This is a genomic window from Catenibacterium sp. RTP21428st1_D7_RTP21428_210409, assembly GCF_040227455.1.
GTDB lineage: Bacteria > Bacillota_I > Bacilli_A > Erysipelotrichales > Coprobacillaceae > Catenibacterium > Catenibacterium mitsuoka_A.
Genome location: NZ_JBEHVX010000004.1, coordinates 21,082 through 45,365 on the forward strand (window position 1 = coordinate 21,082; position 24,284 = coordinate 45,365).

The 24,284-nt window shown below is 34.7% G+C and carries 25 protein-coding genes; all 25 read left to right on the forward strand.

Features of this window, described 5'->3' with window-relative positions; all coding sequences use genetic code 11:
* The first annotated feature begins 25 nt into the window (after positions 1–25).
* A complete protein-coding gene (tsf, locus tag ABUA27_RS01240) occupies positions 26–922 on the forward strand; it encodes a translation elongation factor Ts (protein WP_129982340.1) in 897 nt (298 codons plus the stop codon).
* 133 nt (positions 923–1,055) lie between these two features.
* Positions 1,056–2,387 (forward strand): uracil-xanthine permease family protein, encoded by a 1,332-nt coding sequence (locus ABUA27_RS01245; protein WP_129981729.1) that lies wholly within the window; start codon positions 1,056–1,058, stop codon positions 2,385–2,387.
* A 131-nt stretch (positions 2,388–2,518) separates the two neighbouring features.
* Positions 2,519–3,235, forward strand: coding sequence for a UMP kinase (gene pyrH / locus ABUA27_RS01250; RefSeq protein WP_022424326.1), 717 nt, complete (start codon positions 2,519–2,521; stop codon positions 3,233–3,235).
* A 2-nt stretch (positions 3,236–3,237) separates the two neighbouring features.
* A complete protein-coding gene (gene frr, locus ABUA27_RS01255; RefSeq protein ID WP_287514975.1) occupies positions 3,238–3,783 on the forward strand; it encodes a ribosome recycling factor in 546 nt (181 codons plus the stop codon).
* Positions 3,784–3,876: 93 nt separating this feature from the next.
* Positions 3,877–4,620, forward strand: a complete 744-nt coding sequence (uppS, locus tag ABUA27_RS01260) for an undecaprenyl pyrophosphate synthase (RefSeq protein ID WP_349820070.1) — start codon at positions 3,877–3,879, stop codon at positions 4,618–4,620.
* Positions 4,617–5,390: a phosphatidate cytidylyltransferase gene (locus ABUA27_RS01265; RefSeq protein WP_303352692.1), complete on the forward strand. Its 774-nt coding sequence runs from the start codon at positions 4,617–4,619 to the stop codon at positions 5,388–5,390. Before uppS ends, ABUA27_RS01265 begins: the two co-directional genes overlap by 4 nt.
* Positions 5,391–5,405: 15 nt before the next feature.
* Positions 5,406–6,554 (forward strand): 1-deoxy-D-xylulose-5-phosphate reductoisomerase, encoded by a 1,149-nt coding sequence (locus ABUA27_RS01270; protein WP_288835364.1) that lies wholly within the window; start codon positions 5,406–5,408, stop codon positions 6,552–6,554.
* Between the two features lies 1 nt (position 6,555).
* Positions 6,556–7,647: a M50 family metallopeptidase gene (locus ABUA27_RS01275; protein ID WP_129981734.1), complete on the forward strand. Its 1,092-nt coding sequence runs from the start codon at positions 6,556–6,558 to the stop codon at positions 7,645–7,647.
* A 33-nt stretch (positions 7,648–7,680) separates the two neighbouring features.
* Positions 7,681–12,012: a PolC-type DNA polymerase III gene (locus tag ABUA27_RS01280; protein ID WP_129981735.1), complete on the forward strand. Its 4,332-nt coding sequence runs from the start codon at positions 7,681–7,683 to the stop codon at positions 12,010–12,012.
* A 113-nt stretch (positions 12,013–12,125) separates the two neighbouring features.
* The gene (gene rimP, locus ABUA27_RS01285) at positions 12,126–12,587 is read left to right on the forward strand and encodes a ribosome maturation factor RimP (protein WP_022424333.1); all 462 of its coding nucleotides are present in this window, start codon (positions 12,126–12,128) and stop codon (positions 12,585–12,587) included.
* A 12-nt stretch (positions 12,588–12,599) separates the two neighbouring features.
* Positions 12,600–13,910 (forward strand): transcription termination factor NusA, encoded by a 1,311-nt coding sequence (nusA, locus tag ABUA27_RS01290; protein WP_287845532.1) that lies wholly within the window; start codon positions 12,600–12,602, stop codon positions 13,908–13,910.
* Between the two features lie 12 nt (positions 13,911–13,922).
* Complete coding sequence (gene rnpM, locus ABUA27_RS01295; protein WP_022424335.1) at positions 13,923–14,174, forward strand: RNase P modulator RnpM; 252 nt, start codon at positions 13,923–13,925, stop codon at positions 14,172–14,174.
* Positions 14,167–14,469 (forward strand): L7Ae/L30e/S12e/Gadd45 family ribosomal protein, encoded by a 303-nt coding sequence (locus ABUA27_RS01300; protein WP_287845529.1) that lies wholly within the window; start codon positions 14,167–14,169, stop codon positions 14,467–14,469. Before rnpM ends, ABUA27_RS01300 begins: the two co-directional genes overlap by 8 nt.
* A gap of 3 nt (positions 14,470–14,472) precedes the next feature.
* Positions 14,473–16,317, forward strand: a complete 1,845-nt coding sequence (infB, locus tag ABUA27_RS01305; RefSeq protein WP_349820071.1) for a translation initiation factor IF-2 — start codon at positions 14,473–14,475, stop codon at positions 16,315–16,317.
* A gap of 3 nt (positions 16,318–16,320) precedes the next feature.
* The gene (rbfA, locus tag ABUA27_RS01310; RefSeq protein WP_022424338.1) at positions 16,321–16,650 is read left to right on the forward strand and encodes a 30S ribosome-binding factor RbfA; all 330 of its coding nucleotides are present in this window, start codon (positions 16,321–16,323) and stop codon (positions 16,648–16,650) included.
* A gap of 118 nt (positions 16,651–16,768) precedes the next feature.
* The gene (nagA, locus tag ABUA27_RS01315) at positions 16,769–17,908 is read left to right on the forward strand and encodes an N-acetylglucosamine-6-phosphate deacetylase (RefSeq protein ID WP_287514877.1); all 1,140 of its coding nucleotides are present in this window, start codon (positions 16,769–16,771) and stop codon (positions 17,906–17,908) included.
* Between the two features lie 2 nt (positions 17,909–17,910).
* Complete coding sequence (locus ABUA27_RS01320; RefSeq protein WP_129981430.1) at positions 17,911–18,789, forward strand: aldose 1-epimerase family protein; 879 nt, start codon at positions 17,911–17,913, stop codon at positions 18,787–18,789.
* Between the two features lie 88 nt (positions 18,790–18,877).
* The gene (locus ABUA27_RS01325) at positions 18,878–19,369 is read left to right on the forward strand and encodes a hypothetical protein (protein ID WP_129981431.1); all 492 of its coding nucleotides are present in this window, start codon (positions 18,878–18,880) and stop codon (positions 19,367–19,369) included.
* Complete coding sequence (locus ABUA27_RS01330; protein WP_129981432.1) at positions 19,359–20,054, forward strand: pseudouridine synthase; 696 nt, start codon at positions 19,359–19,361, stop codon at positions 20,052–20,054. Before ABUA27_RS01325 ends, ABUA27_RS01330 begins: the two co-directional genes overlap by 11 nt.
* Before the next feature lie 36 nt (positions 20,055–20,090).
* Positions 20,091–20,744 carry a tRNA (guanosine(46)-N7)-methyltransferase TrmB gene (trmB, locus tag ABUA27_RS01335; RefSeq protein ID WP_129981433.1) on the forward strand — a complete coding sequence of 218 codons (654 nt, stop codon included), beginning with the start codon at positions 20,091–20,093 and terminating at the stop codon, positions 20,742–20,744.
* Positions 20,737–21,054 (forward strand): thioredoxin family protein, encoded by a 318-nt coding sequence (locus tag ABUA27_RS01340; RefSeq protein ID WP_022424344.1) that lies wholly within the window; start codon positions 20,737–20,739, stop codon positions 21,052–21,054. Before trmB ends, ABUA27_RS01340 begins: the two co-directional genes overlap by 8 nt.
* A 21-nt stretch (positions 21,055–21,075) precedes the next feature.
* Complete coding sequence (locus ABUA27_RS01345) at positions 21,076–21,723, forward strand: hypothetical protein (protein ID WP_349820072.1); 648 nt, start codon at positions 21,076–21,078, stop codon at positions 21,721–21,723.
* Positions 21,723–22,046: a holo-ACP synthase gene (acpS, locus tag ABUA27_RS01350; protein ID WP_349820073.1), complete on the forward strand. Its 324-nt coding sequence runs from the start codon at positions 21,723–21,725 to the stop codon at positions 22,044–22,046. The genes ABUA27_RS01345 and acpS overlap by 1 nt, the downstream gene beginning before the upstream one ends.
* A 62-nt stretch (positions 22,047–22,108) precedes the next feature.
* The gene (locus ABUA27_RS01355) at positions 22,109–22,456 is read left to right on the forward strand and encodes a single-stranded DNA-binding protein (protein ID WP_022424347.1); all 348 of its coding nucleotides are present in this window, start codon (positions 22,109–22,111) and stop codon (positions 22,454–22,456) included.
* Between the two features lie 18 nt (positions 22,457–22,474).
* Entirely contained in the window at positions 22,475–24,280 is a 1,806-nt protein-coding gene (lepA, locus tag ABUA27_RS01360; RefSeq protein WP_349820074.1) for a translation elongation factor 4, read from the forward strand.
* Positions 24,281–24,284 lie beyond the last annotated feature (4 nt).

The following is a 24,284-nucleotide window of genomic DNA, read 5'->3' on the forward strand; positions in this document are numbered from 1 at the left end:
AATAAAATTTACGGAGGAAAAACAAATGGCAATTAGTGCAAAATTAGTAAAAGAATTACGTGAAAAAACTGGTGCAGGTATGATGGACTGTAAAAAGGCTTTAGATGCAACTAACGGTAACATCGAAGAAGCTTTTGACTGGTTAAGAGAAAAAGGTATCGCAAAGGCAGCTAAGAAGGCTGACAGAATTGCAGCTGAAGGTTTATCTGCATTTGTAATTGATGGTGATAAAGCAGCTTTAGTAGAAGTTAACTCTGAAACTGACTTCGTTGCTAAGAACGCTGAATTCCAGGAATTAGTAGCAAATGTTGCAAAGACTATTGTTGCTAACAACCCAGCTGATGTTGAAGCAGCTTTAAAGATTGAAGTAGAAGGTAAAGATCTTGCTACTGTAATCGCTGAAAAATCAGGTAAGATTGGTGAAAAATTATCTTTAAGAAGATTTGCTGTTATGACTAAGGCTGAAAATGAAGTATTTGGTGCTTACTCTCATATGGGTGGTAAGATCACTGCTTTAGTTAAAATCGCTGATTGTGATGAAGAAAAGGCTAGAGATGTTGCTATGCACGTAGCTGCAAGTGCTCCTCAGTTTATCGATAGATCTGCAATCCCTGCTGAACATATCGCTAAGGAAACTGAAGTATTAAAGAAACAGGCTTTAGAAGAAAATGCTAAGTCAGCTAAACCAAAACCAGAAAATATCGTAGAAAAGATGATTGCTGGACGTTTAAACAAAGAATTAAAGGCTATCTGCTTAGTTGACCAGGAATTCGTTAAGAACCCTGATTTAACAGTTGCACAGTTCTTAGGTAACGGTAAAGTAGTTGAAATGGCTAGATTCATGGTTGGTGAAGGTATGGAACATAAAGAAGAAGACTTCGCTGCTGAAGTAGCTGCTCAGATGGCTGCTGCTAAAAAATAATTATGATTCTTAGAAGAAGTACGAATAGTACTTCTTTTTTTACTATTTTCTTATAATAATAAATCCGTTGCACAATAATCAATTACGTGTTATTATCTGAATTGTATTTTTTGTATACAAATGAGGAGGAAATATGAGTAAAGATCAAACTAGTATGTCAGAAGAACTTTTCAAATTAGACGGAAAGCCTTCTACATCACAAGCTTTACCTTTAGCACTTCAGCACGTTGTGGCCATGGTTGTCGGATGTGTTGCACCTGCTATTATTATTTCAGGAGTTGCAGGACTTTCAGCGAGTGATTCAGTTATTCTGATTCAGGCTGCACTTACAATGTCTGCTATCTCTACATTATTTCAGGTTTTTCCGTTATTAAGAGAGAAAAAACTTGCAATTGGGGCAGGATTACCTGTTATCATGGGTATTAGTTTTGCCTATTTACCTACTATGCAGGCAATTGCTGGTGAATTTGATATTGCAACCATTTTAGGCGCACAGATTGCTGGTGGTATTGTTGCTGTTATTGTAGGACTATTTGTAAAGAAGATTAGAAAATTCTTTCCACCACTTATTACTGGTACAGTAGTATTCTCAATTGGTTTATCATTGTATCCTACAGCTATTAATTATATGGCTGGTGGTGCAGCTTCTAAGAGTTATGGTTCTTGGCAGAATTGGCTTATTGCTTTTATTACATTAGCTGTTGTTACTTTCTTGAATCATTATGGTAAAGGAATTTTTAAATTAGCTTCTATTTTAATTGGTATTATTGTTGGTTATATTATTGCTCTCTGCTTTGGTATGATCAATTTCTCAGCTGTCGCAAATGCATCATGGTTTGCTTTACCACAATTCATGCATTTTGGTGTGAAGTTTAATCCAGCAGCATGTGTGGCAATTGCGGTATTATTCGCAATAAACTCTATTCAGGCAATTGGTGATTTCTCTGCCACTACTACAGGTGGTATGGATCGTATGCCTACTGATGAAGAATTAAATGGTGGTATTGTTGCTTATGGTTTAACTAATATCTTTTGTGCATTCTTTGGTGGTTTACCAACTGCAACTTATAGTCAGAATGTTGGTATTGTTGGATCAACAAAAGTTGTATCTAAAAAGGTATTTGGAATTGCAGCTAGTATTATTTTAGTTGCAGGGCTTATTCCTAAGTTTTCATCACTTTTAACTACCATTCCTTATTGCGTTCTTGGAGGTGCCACTGTTTCTGTATTTGCATCTATTGCGATGACTGGTATTAAATTAATTGCATCTCATCCAATGGATTTCAGAAATACTACAGTTGTTGGTTTAGCTGTTGCACTTGGTATGGGTGTTACTCAGGCGAATGCAGCACTTGCATCATTCCCATCTTGGGTGACAACTATCTTTGGTAAGTCTCCAGTAGTCCTTGCTACTATTACAGCTATTGTTTTAAACTTAATCTTACCAAAAAATACGAATTCATAGTATAATGCTTCCTGATTATTTAATCAGGAAGTTTTTGTTTGAGGAGTAAGTTTTGTGGCATCAGTTCGTTGTTGACTAAAAACTTAATTCTATTTATAATTAATTTGTAGATTTTACAGAAGGAGATCCATATGAATTATAAAAGAGTTTTATTAAAAATAAGTGGTGAAGCTTTGGCTGGTGATCAGGGCTTTGGTATTAATCCTATTGTAGTTAAAGACATTGCACAGCAGATCAAAGATGCAAAAGATCTAGGTGTTGAAATTGCGATTGTTTGTGGTGGCGGTAATATCTGGAGAGGTAAGACTGGTGCCGATATGGGTATGGAAAGAGCAAGTGCAGATTACATGGGTATGCTTGCAACTGTTATGAACGGTCTTGCTTTACAGAATGCTTTAGAGTCAATTGGTCTTGAAACACGTGTTATGACTGCTATTGATATGAAAGAAGTAGCTGAACCATATATCAGAAGAAGAGCTGTACGTCATCTTGAAAAAGGTCGTATTGTTATTTTCTCAGCTGGAACAGGTAGTCCATACTTTACTACAGACACAACTGCTGCATTAAGAGCTGCTGAAATTCATGCAGATGTTATCTTGATGGCTAAGAATGGTGTTGATGGTGTTTATTCAGCTGATCCTAAGTTAGATCCAAATGCTGTTAAGTTTGATAAGTTAACTTACTTAGATGTTCTTAATAAAGATTTAAAGATCATGGATCAGACAGCTATTACATTATGTAAAGACAACAACATTGATTTAAGTGTATTTAATATGCAGAAAGAAGGAAATATTGCGTTAGCATGTAAACAGGAAGTGGCTGGCACAATTATTTCAAAGGGAGAATAATAATGGTAGAATTAGTACTTGAAGAAGCAAAAGAAAAGATGGAGAAATCAATTGACGCTTTCTCTAATGAATTAGTTAATATTAGAACTGGACGTGCTAATCCAAGCATGCTTGATAGAGTTATGGTTGAATATTATGGTTCACCAACTCCACTTAATCAGGTTGCTGGTATTTCAGTTGTAGAAGGTCGTCAGTTAGTGATTAAGCCTTATGATAAGAATTCTATGAAGGATATTGAACATGGTATTTACCAGGCCGATTTAGGTTTAACTCCACAGAATGATGGAACAGTCATCCGTATTGTGATTCCACCTCTAACTGAAGAAAGAAGAAAAGAAATGGTTAAGCAGGTAAATAAGCTTGCTGAAGAAGCTAAGGTTGCTTTAAGAAATATCAGAAGAAATGCAAATGCTGATGTTGAAAAGACTGGCGAAACTGAAGATGAAGTAAAAGCAGGTAAGGAAGATGTTCAGGATTTAACAAATGAATTTGTTAAGAAAATTGAACAGATTGCTAAAGAAAAAGAAAAGGATTTAATGACAGTTTAATGTCATTTTTGGGAGGATTATGAAATCCTCCTTTTTTTGTCTGTTTGAAAATGGAGTGCACTATGTTATAATACGGTTTATGAGGTGATTATTATGCTTTTTAAAAGAAAAGAAAAATATACATTAGATATGAATCGAATTCCAGCTCATATCGCATTTATCATGGATGGAAATGGAAGATGGGCTAAGAAAAGAAAAATGCCTAGAACATATGGTCATCATGAAGGAACTAAAACAATAAGAAATCTTGCTTTAGAAGCCAACAACTTAGGTGTAAAAGCAATGACTGTCTATGCATTCTCTACTGAAAACTTTAAAAGAGAACAGAGTGAAGTAGAATATATCTTTAAGTTACCTAAAGAGTTCTTCTCTTTATATTTTCAGGAACTAATGGATAATAATGTACGTATTATGACAATTGGTCATCTAGAACTCGCACCACAGGAAACTCAAGACATTATTAATGATGCTATTACTAAAACTAAAGATAATACTGGATTAAAGCTTGTCTTTGCATTTATTTATGGTGGACGTGATGAAATCGTTGAAGCTACTAAAGCGATTTGTGAAGAATATAAAGAAGGTAAGATTGACTTAGATAATATTACAGAAGATTATTTTCAATCTCATTTAATGACTAAAGAATTACCGCCTGTTGATTTAATGATTCGCTCAAGTGGTGAATGTCGTTTATCTAACTTCTTATTATGGCAGTTAAGTTATGCTGAATTTATTTTTGATGAAGCATATTGGCCAGATTTTAATGCGGAAAAATTACATGAATGCATCTGGAAATATCAGAATAGAGATCGTCGTTATGGAGGAGTGAAGAAATGAAGCAAAGGGTCATAACAGCGATTGTATTAGTAGTTTTATTTTTACCGTGTGTTATTGTAAGTGGTATTCCTTTTAAAATCCTTATAGCTTTTATTGGGGCTATGGCTACATATGAATTACTATCTATTACAAAAGAACCTAAGCCACATTTTTATTTATATGGAGTACTAGGTGTTTATATTCTAGGTTCATTATTCTTTTCAAAAGGATTACTTGTATCTAATATGTTTATTGTAATTTACATGGTTATATTATTAACTTGTGGAATCTTTGATGCAGGTATGCCTTTCTTGAGAATTTCATATTACTTTACAAGTGCGACTTTAGTAGCTCTTGGTCTTCATGCTATTTATTATTTTAGAACAGCCTTAGATATCAGATATGTTATCTTCTTAGCACTTGCGACTTTAGGCGCTGATACATTTGCTTATTTTGTGGGACGTGCAATTGGTAAACATAAACTTAATCCTCGTCTTTCACCTAAGAAGACAATTGAAGGCTCTATTGGTGGTATAGTATGTGGTGGCTTATTAGGTTTAGCTTATGCTTATTGTGTTCAGATTCCTTATTCACTTCCTTATCTTGCCTTAATGAGCTTTCTACTTGCAACAACAGGTCAGATTGGTGATTTGACATTTAGCTCTATTAAGAGAACTTTTGAAGTAAAGGACTATTCTCAGATTTTCCCTGGTCATGGTGGTGTGTTGGATCGTTTTGATTCTATCATCTTTAATTCTATGATTTTAGGATTCTTACTTACATTACTCTAATGAAGGAGGCAATCTATGAAAAAAATTACAGTACTTGGTGTGACTGGTTCTATTGGAACGCAGACAATTGATGTTGTGACTGGACATCCTGATGAATTTGAAATTGTTGCAATGTCAGCAGGACACAATATCAAGAAATTAGAAGAAATTATGAATCAGCTTCCTGTTCCACATATTTGTGTACTAGAACAGAAAGATTATGATTATTTAAGTGAAAAATATCCAGATCGTCATTTTTATCTTGGACAGGAAGGACTTATTCAAATTAGTACTCTTGAAGAGACAGAAATAGTTCTTAATGCGATTGTAGGATTTGCAGGATTATTACCAACTATAGAAGCAATTAAAGCAGGTAAGGATATTGCACTTGCAAACAAAGAAACTCTAGTAGTTGCAGGACATATTATTATTCCTCTCGCAAAAGAATATGGCATTCAGCTTTTACCTGTAGATAGTGAACATAGTGCTATTTTCCAATCAATGCATGGAGAGTATCCAAGAGAAATTTCAAAAATAATTTTAACATGTAGTGGTGGAAGTTTCCGTGATAAATCATTAGATGAATTAAAGGATGCTACTGTTGAACAGGCATTAAATCATCCTAACTGGAGCATGGGGGCAAAGATCACTATTGATAGTGCGACTTTAGTTAATAAAGGTTTAGAGGTGATGGAAGCCAAATGGCTTTTTGATGTAGATTATGATGATATTGAAGTATTGATTCATCCTGAAAGTGTTGTACATTCTATGATTGAATGTACAGATACTGCAGTAATTGGACAATTAGGTACTCCAGATATGCGTTTGCCTATTCAATATGCTTTAACATATCCTCATAGAATACCACTTATTAATAGTAAGAGACTTTCTTTATCAGATATTGGAACACTTCATTTCTATAAGCCTGATACAGAAAGATTTAAGGCACTACCTCTTGCTTATCGTGCAGGAAGAATAGGGGGCAGTATGCCTTGTGTTTTCAATGGCGCAAATGAAGAAGCCAACCAGTTATTCCGTGATGGAAAGATTAAATTCCTAGAAATCGTTGATTTAATTGAAGAAGCCATGAATGCACATACTGTTATTGAAAATCCATCTCTTGACGAATTGATCAAGATAGATGCGGAAGCAAGAGCTTTTGTAAGAAAGAGAGTAGGTTTATAAGATGCAGACTTTATTGAATATACTCGTTTTCCTGCTTATTCTTACAGGAATTATTGTCATACATGAATTAGGACACTTTGTAACTGCTAAGTTTTTCAAGGTTTATTGTGGCGCATTTAGTATTGGTATGGGTCCTAAGATTTATGGAAAAAAAGGAAAAGAAACAGAATTCCAGATTCGTGCTTTACCAATAGGTGGTTTTGTCTCTATGGCAGGTGAAGCGGATCAGGAAGACGATGAAGAACTTAAGGATGTTCCAGTAGAACGTACATTAAAGGGTAAGAAGACATATCAAAAGATTATTATTATGCTTGCAGGTGTCTTTATGAATTTCATGCTTGCACTTGTCATTATGTTATCTGCAAACTTAATGGGTGGTCAGGTAAATGTCAATCGTTGTGAAGTAGGAACGCTCGTAGAAAATGGTTCTGCGACAAAATATGGATTTAAAAAAGGTGACATTATAACTAATATTGAATGTAAGCAGACTGGTGTGTCGTATGCAGTCGCAAGTTATGAAGATCTTCATAGTGATATGACTAAGAAAGCATTAAAGATTAATTCTAGAAATGCGACATTAGATATTACTGTCAGACGTGGTAAAAATAGTATTGTGGTCAAGGCAGTGAGTCCATATAATGAAGAACAGGGGCGTTATGTTCTTGGCTTTATGCAGGTGACTCGAAGAATGAGTGTCACTGAAGCATTCAGCTATACATTTAAAGAATTATGTGAGATGTCTACTGCAATCTTTCATGCATTGGGACAGCTTATTGTGAATTTTGCGTCTACTATTAAGCAGATGTCAGGACCAGTGGGAATTTATAAAGTCACTTCACAGGTAAGAGAATCTGGTTCTATGACAACACTTCTATATTTAGTTGCGATGTTGTCAGTAAATATTGGAATCTTAAACTTATTGCCTATTCCGGGGTTAGATGGCTATCAGGCTATTCTTTCTTTAATTGAAGGTATTATCCATAGAGAAGTACCTGTGAAGGTGAAATATGCATTGCAGGTTCTTGGACTTGCACTTGTATTTGGTCTCATGATTGCAGTTACTTATCAGGATCTGCTGCGATTTTTTAAATAAAGGAACTTCGGTTCCTTTTTAAAAGGTGATTTTATGAATAAACTAAGTATTTTATTACAACAATTACATATAGATACAAATCAGGCGTTTTCGCAGGCTGATATTACAAGAGTAGTTGTCCATCATGATAGCCGTTATACCTTTTATATCAGTTCACCAGAATTAATGCCTCTTGATAATGTGAAGGCTTTAAAAGAAGCCCAGCATTTATTCCCTTATCCATGTGAATTCCTCTTTGAAACAACGTCTAATCATTTTAGAGAGGAAGATGTCATTGAATATAGTGATTATATTATGCATCATGTATTAGGCAATGTACCTGAAATGCAGAGTATGACAAGAGATGATATGGATTTAAAGGACAATATTTTGACATTACATACTGTTAATCATATTCAATGTGATTCTATTAAGACTCAGCTTAATGAAATGCGTACATTATTATCTGGCTTTGGTATTAATATTGATTTAAGAGCTGAGGTAGATGCAGATAATCATGAATATCAACAGACTATTGCAAAGATGGAAGAAAATAAAGGCGTTCATATAGATTCAAGTGCACTTGAAAAATATAATGAAGCGATGAATGATGCACCTCCTGCTTATTCTAAGCCAGCAGGTAATTATAAACGTTATAAGAAAGAATATGTCATGACGCAGATCAGTCAATTAGATAATACAATGCGTGAAGTAGCTGTACAGGGGTATTGTTTCCAGGAAGAAACAACACAGACTAAAAGTGGTAAACATATTCAGACACTTCTTGTCACTGATTATTCTGATAGTATTATGGTAAAGAGATTTGAGAATAAGAATCGTAATACATTAGAAGAAATGGAACAATTAAAAAAAGGTGGTAAATGGATTCGTGTTAAAGGTACCTTTGAATATGATAGCTTTGCCCGTGAACAGGTGATTATTGCGACTGAAATAGAAATTATTCCAGCACCTAAACCACGTATTGACAAGGCGGAAAAGAAGCGTGTGGAACTACATTGCCACTCTAATATGTCTACTATGGATGGTATTGCGACTGTTGGTTCTTATATTAAAAGAGCGACAGAATGGGGTATGAGTGCTATTGCAGTAACTGATCATGGCAACGTGCAGTCATTCCCTGATGCACAGGCAGCAGCAGGAGACAAGTTGAAGATGATCTATGGTGTTGAAATGAACATGATTGATACAAATTTTGATTGTGTTTTCAATGCGAATGGATTAAAGCTTAATGATTTAACTTATGTTTCTTTTGACTTAGAAACAACAGGTTTATCTCAGATAGACGATCATATTACTGAAATTGGTGCAGTAAAGATAAAAAATGGGTTAGAGGTTGGAAGATTACAGACATTTATTAAATCTCCTAAACCTATTTCTAAGAAGATTACTGAATTAACATCTATTACAAATGAAGATATTAGAAATGCGCCTACAATTGAAGAATTCATGCCTAAATTAATGGAATTCTTTGGAGATAATCTTCTCATTGCGCATAATGGTCGTTTCGATATTGGTATGTTAGATAAGGCATTAGAGAGAATGGGAAAAGAACATATTAAAAACCCTTGGATTGATACATTGCCTTTATCTAGACGTCTCATACCATTAATGCGTTCTTATCGATTAGGTGCTGTCTGTCGTTTTTATCATATTCCTTATGATACAGAAGCGGCTCACCGTGCTGACTATGATGCTGAAGTATTAAGTCATTCATTTAATGTCATGCTTCAGGATTTAATTAAGAGAGGTTTTAAGACGATTGATGAAATCAATGATATCAAAATAGAAGATGCTTATAAGCATGCTTTCCCTTATCATATGTGTGTTCTTGCGAAAACACCTGAAGGGTTAAAGAACATGTTTAGACTTGTATCTATTGCGAATACTAAGTATTTCCATCAATGTGATCGTATTCCTAGAAGTGAATTAGAATTCTATCGTGAAGGATTAATCTTTGGTAGTGGCTGTTTAAATTCTAAAGTCTTTGAAATAGCTTCTACAAGAGATGAAGAAGAATTAAGAGAAGAAATACGATTCTATGATTATGTAGAAATACAGCCTTTAGAAGATGCAATGTATTTGGTGGATCGTGGTAAGTATGATTCTATTGATGATATAGAAAGAATATACAAGCGTATTATTAAGATTGCGAAAGAAGAAAATAAACTTATCTGTGCGACAGGTGATGTTCATTTTCTAGATAAGAGAGATAAGGTATACCGTGAAGTATTTATTACTAACTCTAAGATTCAGATTAATGGTAAACCTCATCCACTCCTTGTAAGAAATAATCCTCGTGCTTTAACACCTGATGTTTATTTAAGAACAACAGATGAAATGTTGGAATGCTTCCCTTATTTAAGTGATGAAGATACATATGAATATGTTGTCACTAATACAAATAAGATTGCAGATATGATTGGTGATGATATTATTGTCACAAAAGAAGGATTATATCCACCTTCAATTGAAAACGTAGATAAGAAACTTAGAGAATTATGTCATAAGAATGCGCATGAGACATATGGTGAAGTATTACCAGAGATTGTATCAGCAAGACTTGAAAAAGAGTTATCCAACATCATCAAACATGGATTCGCAGTTATTTATTTTATCGCTTCAGAACTTGTAAGAGTTTCTAATGAAGCAGGTTACCTAGTAGGATCTCGAGGATCAGTTGGTTCATCTTTCGTAGCCACTATGGCTGGTATTTCAGAAGTAAATCCTCTTGCACCACATTATATATGTCCTCATTGTAAACATAATGAGTTCTTAGAAGAAGGAGTTATTTCTGATGGTTATGATTTGCCTGATAAGAACTGTCCAGTATGTGGACATAAGATGAAAGGCGAAGGACATAATATCCCATTCGAAACCTTCTTAGGGTTCAATGCGGATAAGGTTCCAGATATTGACTTAAACTTCTCAGGTGAATATCAGCCTCAAGCGCATGCTTATACTAAAACAATCTTTGGTGAAGACCATGTCTTTAGAGCCGGTACTATCTCTACTGTTGCAGAAAAGACAGCTTATGGTTATGCAAGAGCATATGCTGAAAACTTAGGTTTAGAAGATCATATCCGTAGTGCTGAATTGCAAAGACTGGCTAATGGATGTACGGGGGTTAAACGTACTACCGGTCAGCATCCGGGTGGTATTATCGTTATTCCTAATGACATGGAAGTATTTGACTTTACACCTTATCAGTATCCTGCAGATGATGTGAATGCTGAATGGCGTACAACTCACTTCGATTTCCATAAGATTCATGATAACGTATTAAAATTTGATATCTTAGGACATGTTGATCCTACTGTTATTCGTATGCTTCAGGATATGACAGGTGTTGATCCAAAGTCTATTCCTACAAATGACCAGAAGGTTATGAGCTTATTTAATAGTTCTAAAGCATTAGGCTGTGATCTATCTTTCTTAAACTGTAAGACAGGTGCCTTAGGGTTACCAGAATTTGGTACAAAGTTTGTCCGTGGCATGCTTGAACAGACACATCCAAAAAGCTTTAATGAATTAGTTATTATCTCTGGATTGTCTCATGGGACTGACGTATATCTAGGCAATGCGGAGACATTGATCAAGTCAGGTACTTGTACATTACAGCAGGTTATCGGATGTCGTGATGATATCATGGTTTACTTAATTGAAAAGGGACTTCCTAATAAGGATGCTTTTGATATCATGGAATGTGTACGTAAAGGTAAGTCACCTAAAGTATTCCCTCAAAAGGGTTATGTTGAACTCATGAAGAAACATAATGTGCCACAATGGTATATTGATTCATGCTTAAAGATTAAATACATGTTCCCTAAAGCCCATGCCGTCGCTTATGTATTAAGTGCCATACGTGTAGCTTGGTGGAAATTATATTATCCAAGAGAATATTATGCTGTATACTTTACAACTAGATGTGATTTCTATGATATTGAAACGCTCATTGCTGGAAAAGAAGCAGTATATGATAAATATCAGGAATGTTTAAAGTTAAAGGCTGAACATAAAGCATCTAATAAAGAAGAAGGTTTGATTACTGTATTTGAGGTTGCTTTAGAAATGTTTGAAAGAGGCCTAAAGTTTAGTAAGATTTCTCTTGATCAATCTGATTCTAGAAAGTTTATTTGTCATCCAGATGATCTGGCAGCTATTATTCCTCCTTTTACTTCTATTGATGGATTAGGTGATGCCGTTGGTGACTCAGTAGTAGAAGCAAGAAAGGAGAGACCTTTCACTTCTATTGAAGACATTAAAAAGAGAACACGTCTTTCAGGAACACATATTGAGACACTGCAGAAGATGGGTGTTTTAAATGGTTTTTCTGAAAGTGATCAGCTTACAATCTTTGATTTATAGTTTTTTTACGTGTTCTTCAACATTATTTGACTTATACATTTAACTGTGCTATACTCGATTTAGCAAAAGACGAGAGGGGAGACCCTCTCGTTATTTATTGAATAGGAGGTTCTATGCTAGAGAAAATTAAAGAAGGCTTATTGCCTATTATTGCTTCATTTGAATGCCATCTTGATTCAATGGAATATGTAAAGGAAAAAGGAGAATGGTATTTACGTGTCTTCATTGAAAAGAATGATGGAAATCTTGACATGGATACTTGTGTTGCAGTCAGTGAAGCTGTGAGTGAAAAGTTAGATGAACTTGATTTAATCAAGGATGAGTATTATCTTGAAGTATCTTCTCCAGGAATTGAAAAGCCATTAAAGACTTTTGAGCAGGTAGAAGCTCATGTTGGCTCATATGTTCATATTGATTTGAAGAATCCAAAGAATGGAATTGATTCTCTAGAAGGAACATTAGCCTCTATTGATGGCCAGGAATTATTGATCCAGTATATGGTGAAAGCTGTAAGAAAGAAAATGACTATAAACTATGATGATATTAAATTCATCAGACTCGCTGTAAAGTTCTAGGAGGTAAAAAACGTGGCGAAAAAGGATAAAGGTTATAAATCAGCTCTTGAAAATCTTATTGAAGATAAAGGGCTAGATAGTGCTATTGTAATTGAAGCATTGACTGAAGCACTTGCTAAGTCATATAAGAAAAACTATAGTGGGGCAGAATCAATCGTTGATTGTAAGATTGATGATGATGGAAAAATCAGAATCTTTACAACTCATTATGTTGTAGATGATGTAAATGATGAAGATTTTGAATATTCTATTGAAGAAGCACAGGAAATTGACCCAAAATATCAGGTTGGAGATGAAGTTGTTGAAGAAGCTGATATTTCTGAATTTGGTCGTTTAGCTGCAATTCAAACTAAACAGTTATTAAGACAGAAAATCAGAGAAGCTGAAAAAGAAGCTTTATATAATGAATATATCAATAAACTTGATGAAATCATCAATGGTACTGTTGATCGTGTAGAAGAAAGATTCGCAATCATCAACATTGGTAAGACAGGTGCACTTCTTTCATCTAAAGACCAGATTCCTGGTGAAACTTTAGTTGAAGGTGAACATGTTAAGGTTTATGTGAGTGAAGTAGAACGTACTACTAAAGGTACTCATATCAGCGTATCTCGTACTCATGAAGGATTAGTAAAGCGTTTATTTGAAATGGAAGTTCCTGAAATCTTCGAGGGAACTGTTGAAATCAAATCAGTATCTAGAGAAGCAGGTGAACGTTCTAAGATTGCTGTCTATACAGCAAATCCTGATATTGATCCTATTGGTGCATGTGTTGGTCCAAAGGGAAATCGTGTTAGAAATGTTGTTGAAGAATTAAATGGTGAAATGATTGATATTATTGAATGGTCTGAAGATCCTGTAACATTCATTTCTCATGCTCTTTCTCCAGCTAAGGTTGAAAGAGTGAAATTAAATCATTCTAAGAACAGTGCTTTAGTTGTTGTACCTGATGATCAGTTATCTCTTGCTATTGGTAAGCGTGGTCAGAATGCAAGACTTGCAGTTAAATTAACAAACTGGAAGATTGATATTAAGTCAGTATCTGAAATCTTAGAAGAAGGTATTGATTTAGATGCACCTGAAGTAGATATGGAACTTCTTGAAAAGATGAAGAAATCTATGGAAGAACATGAAGCAGATGAAGAAAAAGAATCTATCATTTTAACTCTAGATGAAGATGAAAATGAAGAAGATAAGGTAGAAGAAGACTTAGGTGATGATGAATCATTTGATGATGAAGATGATTCAGAAGAACCAGACCATGATCCTAAATATGATGAAGATATTGATTATGATCAGTATGATGAATATTATAAAGACTAGAGGTGATCTTTTATGAAGAAAGTGCCTTTAAGAAAGTGTGTGGCAACTGGTGAACAGCTGCCAAAGAAAGAACTCATTCGTATTGTGAAAAATAAAGAAGGAGAAGTTTCTGTCGATCCTACAGGTAAAAAGAACGGTCGTGGGGCTTATTTAAAACGTTCTTTAGATGCAATTGAACTTGCAAAAAAGAAAAAGATTTTAAATAGAGTTCTTGATACTGAAATTCCTGAAGAAATCTATGAGGAGCTTAAGACTTATGCTTAATAAGCAGGTGGCTTCTTTATTAGGTCTTGCGATGCGTGCAAGAAAGCTTGCGACTGGAGAGAGTGCTTTAAAGGCTATCCAGTCACAGCAGGCTCGTCTTGTACTTATTGCGAGTGATGCAAGTGACAATACGAAGAAGAAATATATTGATAAGTGTACATATTATCATGTAGATTATTATGTTGCTGGCACAAGTGAAGAGCTATCTAATTCTGTTGGTAAAATAAATAGAATGGCAATTGCGGTACTTGATGCTGGTTTTGCGAAAAGTATGAAATCTAAGTTAGGAGGGTAATTTATGGCAAAAAAGAAGAAAAACATAAAAAACAAAGGGAATGACAAGAAGAAAATGATCTCAAACTTTCCTAGCAAGAAAGAAGAAAAAGCTGTTGTAGATGGTGTTGTTGAATATGAAGAAGGTATCACTGTTGATGAACTTTCTCAAAAGATTGGTCAAACACCAGCAAATGTTATCAAGGTTTTATTCATGTTAGGTACAATGGTGACAATCAACTCATCATTAAATGATGAACAGGTTGAACTTATTTGTATGGAATATGGTCTTGAATGTAAAAAGGTTGTTCCTGTAAGTGAAGTAAACTTTGAAGATTTAGAAGTTGTTGATGATCCTAAAGATTTAGAGCCAAGACCTCCAGTTATTACTATCATGGGTCACGTTGACCATGGTAAGACAACATTGCTTGACCATATTAGAAAGTCAAGAGTTGCTGAAGGTGAATTTGGTGGTATTACACAGCATATCGGTGCCTATCAGGTATCAGTAAAAGGTAAGAAGATTACTTTCCTTGATACACCAGGTCATGAAGCATTTACTGCAATGCGTGCACGTGGTGCAATGATTACTGATATTGTTATTATTGTAGTTGCTGCTGATGATGGTGTTATGCCTCAGACTAGAGAAGCAGTAGACCACGCTTTAGCTGCAAATGTACCTATTATTGTAGCTGTTAATAAGATTGATAAACCAGGTGCTGATCCTCAGCGTATTATGACTGAAGTATCTGAACTTGGACTTATGCCTGAAGAATGGGGTGGAGATGTTCCTTATGTAAACATTTCAGCTAAACAGGGTATTGGTATCGATGAATTATTAGAAACAGTTACAGTTGTAGCTGAACTTGCTGAATTAAAAGCAAATCCAAAGCGTATGGCTTATGGTAGTGTTATCGAAGGCCGTCTTGATAAGGGTAGAGGACCAGTTGCGACTCTATTAATTCAGAATGGTACTTTAAGAAGTGGTAACCCAATTGTTGTTGGTGCGACTTATGGTCGTGTTAGACAGTTCGTTGATGATCGTGGACGTGAAATTAAATCTGCTGGTCCTGCAACTCCAGTAGAAATTACTGGTTTAAATGATGTACCTGAAGCAGGTGATAAGTTCATGGTATTTGAAACTGAAAGAGAAGCGAGACATGTCGGTGAAGAACGTGCTCAGAAGAAGATTGAAGAAGAAAGAAACTCTACTTCAGCAATGAGTCTTGATGACTTATTCTCACAGATGAAGTCTGGTGAAGTCGTTGACTTAAACATCATTGTTAAAGCTGATGTAAATGGTACTGCAGAAGCAGTTAAGAGTTCATTAGAAAAGATTGATGTAGAAGGTGCAAGAGTTAACGTTATCCGTTCTACTGTTGGTGCTATTTCTGAATCTGATATCCTTCTTGCAAGTGCTTCTAAGGCAATCATTTATGGTTTCAATGTAAGACCAGATGCTAATGTACGTCGTAAAGCAGATGAAGAAGGTGTAGAAATCCGTTTACACCAGGTAATCTATAAGATGGTTGAAGAAATTGAAGCAGCCCTGAAGGGTATGCTTGCTCCTGAAATGGAAGAAGTTGTTACTGGTCAGGCTGAAATAAGACATATTTATAAGGTTTCTAAGATTGGTAATATCGCTGGATGTTATGTAACAGATGGTTCTATTAAGAGAGATTGTGGTATCAGATTAATTCGTGAAGGTATCATTGTTTATGAAGGTAAGCTTGCTTCATTAAAGCGTTTCAAGGATGATGCGAAGGAAGTTAATCAGGGCTATGAATGTGGTTTAACTATCGAAAACTATAACGATATCAAAGAAGGCGACATCGTTGAAGGATATGTTATGCAGGAAGTTGAAGGTTAATTTATGGCTTCATTAAAAGTTGATAAAATGAATCATTATATCATGAAGGAATTATCATTAATTCTTCGTGATGAAGTAAAAGATCCAGCTTTACGTATGTGTACTGTTACTTCAGTAAGCTGTACAAACGATATGTCTGTCGCAAAAGTTTATGTGACATTCATGAAGAACCAGGGTAAAGGTCTTCAGGCATTAGAAAGATGTAAAGGTTTTATCCGTTCACAGCTTGCTAGAAGATTAAAAATCAGAAAATGTCCTGAATTAATCTTCAAGGTAGACGAATCATTAGAATATGGTAATCGTATTGAAGAATTAATTAAGAACTTACACTAAGAGTCTCTATCAAGAGGCTCTTTTTTTACAATTAAAGACAAAATATATACGTATAAAAATTCGTATAATTTCATTATACGATAAATATGTGCTATAATAGAGAAAGGAGGATTTCAATATGAAAAACGTTATTATAAATGGTAAAGTGATTTTAGAAGATTCAATTAAAGAATTAAATGTATTTTTTGAAAATGGAAAGATTACAGAAGTCAGTAACCGTGTACCTACTGATGAAACAGTAATAGATGCAAAGGGCTTATATGTTGCGCCTGGTATGATTGATGTGCATACTCATGGACGTAATGGTAGCGATACAATGTATGCAACTTTTAAAGATTTAAATAATATTTCTGTATCAGAATTAAAGACAGGTGTAACGAGCTTTTTACCTACAACTATGACTATGCCAGCTGAAGATATTAAAAAGGCTATTGCAGCAGGCTATGATAATAAGGATAAGGTAGAAGGTGCTAAAATCTTAGGTATGCACCTAGAAGGACCTTTCTTTAGTGTGAAATATAAAGGTGCTCAGCCAGAAGAATGTATGATTGCACCTACTGTAGAAAACTACTTATCTTTTGCAGGTGATCATCCTGATTTTGTAAAGAAGATTTCTTTAGCACCTGAAATTGAAGGTGCAGTAGATTTGATTAAATATTTAAGAGAACAGAACGTTGTTGTTTCTATGGGACATACTGATGCGACTTATGAAGAAGCAGTGAAAGCTATTGAAGCAGGTGCGACTTCAGGTACTCATACTTATAATGCGATGACTCCTTTAAAACATAGAGAGCCAGGTGTTGTAGGTGCTGTAATGCTTCATGATGAAGTATATGCAGAACTTATTCTTGATGGTATTCATGTATCATTCCCAGCAGCTAAGATTTTATCTAAGATGAAAGGTGCAGATAAATTAATTTTAATTACGGACTCATTAGAGGCTGCTATGCTTCCAGATGGCACTTATGAATTAGGTAATCAGAAGGTTTATGTAAAGGATGGTCAGGCACGCTTGAAGTCAGGTAACCTTGCTGGTTCTACTGCAAACCTTAATCAGTGTGTAAGAAATGCTTATAAACATCTTGATTTGCCATTATATGAAGCTATTGGTTATGCGACTAAGAATCCTGCAGATCATCTAGGTTTAAAGGATTATGGACGTATTAAAGAAGGATGCGTAGCTGATATGATTCTTATTGATGATGAAATTGATATTAAGAGAGTCATTTTAAATGGTGAAACTAAAATTGGAGGGTAGACATGATTACAATTAAAAATGATTATTTAGAAGCACAATTTGATCCTAAAGGTGCTGAAATCTCAAAGCTTATTGGAATGCAGGATGGCCTCAACTATATGTGGAAGCAGGATCCTTGTTTATGGGGACATAGTGCGCCTGTACTTTTCCCAATTGTAGGTGCATTAAAGAATGGAACATGTTGTATTGATGGTAAGGAATATCATATGAATCAGCATGGTTTCTCTAGAAATACTGAATACGAAGTATATGAACATGATGATACACATGTAGTGTTCCATTTATCTTCTAGTGATGAAATCAAGAAAATGTATCCTTATGAATTTGATTTATATGTGACTTATACATTAGTAGACAATAAATTAAAAGCTGAATTTAGAGTAGAAAATCATAATGAAGATGTAATCTATTTCCAGATTGGTGGTCATCCAGCATTTGCCTGCCCATTTATTGAAGGTGAAGATGCGAATGATTATTATATTGAATTTGAACAGAATGAAACGGTAGATCAGAAAATTATTGATGTAGAAAGAAAAGGTATGTCTCATGAAACAAAACGTTTATTTGATAATGAACGTCATTTCTTTGTACGTCAGGCTATGTTTGATAATGATGCAGTTGTAGTGCCTCATTTTAAATCTCGCTATGTTTCATTAAAGTCACTTACTAATAATAAGAGTTTGAACTTCTACATGAAGGGCTTTGATCATTTAGGACTTTGGACAAGCAAGCATGTGGGTGGTTTACTTGCCATTGAACCTTGGGTTGGACATACTGATTATGTTGACTTTGAAGGAGATTTCAAAGATAAGGAAAGTGCTGTGGCACTTAAGAAGGGTGAAACATTTAATTGCGAATTTGCTGTTGAAATTTTCCAGTAAGAAGACAAGAAATTGTCTTCTTTTTTTAACATTGTATTTACGTTTTATAGATGAGAATGTTATAATTTTCAAATAGGAGGCAGTTTGTATGAAGAAGTTGTTGGTGGTTTTGCTTTGTTTATTTATCACAGCATGTGGAACTAAGACGAAAAATTCAGATATTTCAGATAGTGTGTTGAGAAAATATAAAGAAGATTTGTCATATATCAAAAAAACTAAGAAATTCGATAATGTTTCTGATAAAATGAATATGAAATTGTATTATACGGAAATAAATGAAGGATATCGATATGAATTAGTTATTGATGAACCAAAAGAGAACATGTACAATATTAAGGCTATTTCATATAGTTCATCATGTTTAGATGATTACCAGCCGACTATTGGATATTTTGATAAGGAAACATATTCTATGGTTCCTGGAGTCGTTGATAAAAAGAAAAATATTTATAAAGGCATTTCTTTGTCAGGAAGAGTGAAGAAGAAAGAGACACTTAAAGTTTTTGTTCATTATGATAAAAAGAAATCAGATTCTGATGAAAGTTATAGTTATTGTTTTGAGGTGAAGAATGAGAATTGATAAATTATTAGCACATTGTGGATATGGCTCAAGAAAAGATGTGAAGCAGCTTTTAAAGGATGGAGTTGTTGTTTCTAATGGTAAGAAGATTAAATCATCAGGGGCTCATGTTGATCCTGAAAAAGATGAGATTTATGTAGATGGTGAAAAGATTGTTTATTTAAAGTATGTTTATTATATGTTGAATAAGCCAGATGGTTATGTGAGTGCAACAGAAGATAATCTTTATCCTACGGTTATTGATTTGATTAAAGAATATCATCCTGGATTATTCCCGGTAGGAAGACTTGATGTAGATACAGAAGGTCTTTTGCTTATCACTAATGATGGGCAGCTAGCACATCGTCTTCTTTCTCCTAGAACACATGTTCCAAAGACTTATTATGTTAAAGTGAAGGGAAGACTTGGAATAGGTGATATCAACGCATTTACTAAAGGTATTCCTTTAGAAGATTTCACATGTATGCCAGCTTTTTTGAATATTATTAAGAGCGGTGAAATTAGTGAGTGTGAAGTGACTATTTATGAAGGCAAGTTTCATCAGGTTAAAAGAATGTTTCAAGCGTGTGGTAAAGAGGTTGTTTATTTGAAGCGTATCAGCATGGGAGAACTTAAACTTGATGAGAGTCTTAAATTAGGTCATTACAGACCACTTACAGATGAGGAAATTAATAGCATACTATAACGTTTTATGATATAATAACAATGATATGGAGGTTTTATGAGATTAAGAAATAATCCTGATGCGATGCCTTTTTTACAAGAGCATGCAGATTTAGTTTTTATTAATCCACGTGACCGCTTAGGTAAGTGGCATGAGGTATTCGGAAATGACAATCCTATTGCGATTGAAATCGGAATGGGAAAAGGCGATTTCATTATCGAAAATGCGAGAAGAAATCCAAATATCAACTTTATTGGTATTGAAAAATATTCAACAGTTCTAACTATTGCGGTAAAGAAATCTTTAGAAATGGAAACTTTACCAAATCTTCGCTTTATGAAGGAAGATGCTGCAGTTTTAGGTGAAGTATTTGCGGAAGGTGAGATTGATACAGTTTATTTAAACTTCAGTGATCCTTGGCCTAAAAAGAGACATTCAAAGAGAAGATTGACTTATTCTTCATTCTTGGATGTTTATAAGAGTATTTTAAAGAATGAAGGTCATTTGATTTTTAAGACAGATAACCGCCCGTTCTTTGAATTCTCACTTGTTTCTATGAATAATTATGGAGCACGTTTCCATGATATATGTTTAGATCTTCATCATAGCGAAGGATATGAAGATAATGTGATGACTGAATATGAAAAGAAGTTCTCACCATTTGGCCCTATTTATAGAATCGATATTGATTTTGGTGATATGAATGGATAAGCTCATTCAATTGCATTCTTTAGAAGAGTTTAAAGAAGCTATCCAGAATAAATGTATTATCGTATTTTCTACAGATTGGTGTCCAGATTGTCTTTATATGAAAACCTATATAGAACATGTTGTTGAAAACAATCCAGCATATCAATTCTATTATGTGAATCGTGACGATATGCTTGATTTATGTATTGAATTAAATATCTTAGGTATTCCTTCTTTTATCGCATATGATAAGGGACAGGAACTAGGACGATTGGTATCGAAATTAAGAAAGACAGAGGAGGAAGTTCAGTCTTTCATTGATTCAATTTAAAAAAGAAAGTGTGGGTTGAATATGAAAATTACAGATTGGATTATGGGTAAAGATATGGATTTTGAAGATACTGTAAAGAAAGAGGAGCCACCATATGTGGATCCTGTGATTGAACAGCGTCGTAAAGAAAAGTTCAGTGAACCTATGATTTATAACGAAGAAAAAAAAGTTGAAGAACAAAAGGTCGAAGTAAAGGTTCCCGTAGTAAAGAAAAAAGAAGAACCTAAAAAGCCTAAAAAGCAAGAATATGTCATGAGTCAGATCATCTCTCCAATGAACGGAGTGCAGGAATCTAATAACCCTGTGCCACAAAAAAAGCCAGCAGTTAAGAAAAAAATAAAAAGACGTGAGGATGATGTGGTACCGGTATTAAGTCCTTTTTATGGTGCTCAAGGAATTGAGGAAGAAAAGCCTGTTGTGAAAAAGGCAAAGAAGGTAGAGAAAGTCGTCAAGAAGGAAAGCAGTGAAGTGATTGATTCTGTAGAAAGCCGCTTGAAGAATTTATCTACTTTAACACTTGAATCACAAGAAGACCTCAAAATTGTTGAAGAGAGAACTGGTAAGTTCAAACATGACATGGAGAATGAAGATCCTTTGATTGAAGAAATCAATGATGATATGAGCTATGATGAACTCATGAATCTTTATGAAAAGAAGTTTGAAGATTAATGGGGGTTGGTGTTGATATCGTTGAGCTTTCTCGCTTAGATATTGAGAATGAAAGATTTGTCCGTCATATTTTGTCAGATGCAGAATATGAGATATTTCAATCATTCCCTACCAAAAAGCGTAAGAGAGAGTATCTAGGTGGTCGTTTTGCAGCCAAGGAAGCTTATCTGAAAGCAAATCACCTAGGTATTGGTGGTATTTCATTTCATGATATTGTCATTTTGAATCATGAAGACGGAAGTCCTTATCTCAATGATGAGGATGCAGACATTTCTATTGCACATGATGGTGGCATTGCGATCGCTTTTGTAAATAAGAAATAATTTTATTTAACCCGTATTCACCTTCTTCTTAAAACAAGTCTTTTGGAGGAGGTGATTTTTATATGTATAATCAAGTATTTCTTGTGGGTAGACTTGCTCAGATGCCTGATTATGAAATTATCAATAATTATCGAAAGGATGCTTTAATCCATATTATGGTTTATCGTCCTTTTGATGAAGTGAAAGGATGTAGGGATTATGATTTGGTTCCTATTATCTTGTGGAGAGGTTTAGCGGAAATGATTAATGATACATGTCATGTTGGCAGTGTCATTGCAGTAAAAGGAAGATTGAATGATCTTGAAGACAAGCCCGATTATCAAGGATATCGTGTCATGTCTGTACGTGCAGAGTCTTTCGAGGTTCTTGATGAGAAGCTCAAAGAACTTCAGAAACCGCTGACTATGTAGAAATAAGGAGGTTTATTTATGGTTGATCAGTCACTTATTAGAAACTTTTCAATTATCGCACATATTGACCATGGTAAGAGTACCCTTGCCGATAGAATTTTACAATTAACTGGCACAGTAGCTGATCGTGATATGAAGGATCAGTTACTTGATGATATGGAACTTGAAAGAGAACGTGGTATTACAATCAAATTAAATGCAGTATCTCTTTCATATACTGCAAAAGATGGTAAGACTTATCTTTTGCATCTTATTGATACACCGGGCCATGTTGATTTCTCTTATGAAGTATCACGTTCCCTTGCAGCTTGCGAAGGAGCTATTCTTGTAGTAGATGCGGCTCAGGGTGTAGAAGCACAGACTCTTGCGAATGTTTATCTTGCATTAGATAATAATTTAGAGATTCTTCCTGTTATTAATAAAATTGATCTTCCTAGTGCAGATCCTGATAGGGTTGCAGAAGAAGTAGAAGATTTAATTGGTCTTCCTGCAGATGATGCACCTCGTATTTCAGCTAAGACAGGCTTAAATGTTGACCAGGTACTAGAAGAGGTTGTAACTAAGATTCCTGCACCTAGTGGTGATATTAATAACCCTACACAGGCTTTAATCTTTGACTCTTTCTATGATGCGTATAGAGGTGTTATTATTCTTGTATGCGTTAAGGAAGGTAAGATTAGAGTAGGGGATCACATTCATTTTATGGCAAGTGATGCTGATTACGAAGTTGTAGAATGCGGTGTGCATACGCCTCGTGAAGTGAAAAAGGATGAACTAGTAACAGGCGAAGTAGGATGGATTGCAGCAAGTATCAAGTCTATATCTGATGTTCATGTAGGTGATACAGTTACTACTTTAGAAAATAAAGCATCAGAGCCGTTACCTGGTTATAGACGTATGAACCCAATGGTTTATTGTGGTCTTTATCCTATTGATAATGTTAAATATAAAGATTTACGTGAAGCACTTGAAAAGATTGCATTAAGTGACTCTTCACTTGTTTATGAACCTGAAACATCTCAGGCTTTAGGATTTGGTTTCCGTTGTGGATTCCTTGGATTATTACATATGGATGTTATTGAAGAAAGACTAGAAAGAGAATTTGGTCTTGATTTAATTGCGACAGCACCATCTGTAATCTATAACGTTTATTTAAGTGATGGTTCTATGATTGAAATAGATAACCCAGCTTTATTGCCAGATCCAACAACAATTACACGTATTGAAGAACCTTATGTACGTGCAGCAATTATGACACCTGATGAATTTATTGGTCCTATTATGGAATTATGTCAGAACAAGCGTGGAGAATATGTAGATATTGAATATCTTGATGATACAAGAAGAAACGTTATTTATTATATTCCACTATCAGAAATTGTTTATGATTTCTTTGATAAATTAAAATCATGTACTCGTGGCTATGCTTCATTTGATTATGAATTACATGGTTATCGTGCAAGTAATTTAACAAAGATGGATATTCTTTTAAATGGTGAAGTAGTCGATGCATTATCTTCTATTGTTCATAAAGATTTTGCGTATGATCGAGGAAGAATCATCTGTGAGAAATTAAAGACTATTATTCCAAGACAGCAATTCGAGATTCCGGTTCAGGCAGCTATTCAGGGACGTGTTATTGCTCGTACTAATGTTAAGGCAATTAGAAAGAATGTCCTTGCAAAGTGTTATGGTGGGGATATTTCACGTAAGAAGAAACTTCTTGAAAAACAGAAAGAAGGTAAAAAGCGTATGAAGGCTGTAGGAAGTGTAGAAATTCCACAAGAAGCATTCATGGCTATTTTATCTGTGGATGATGAATAGGCAG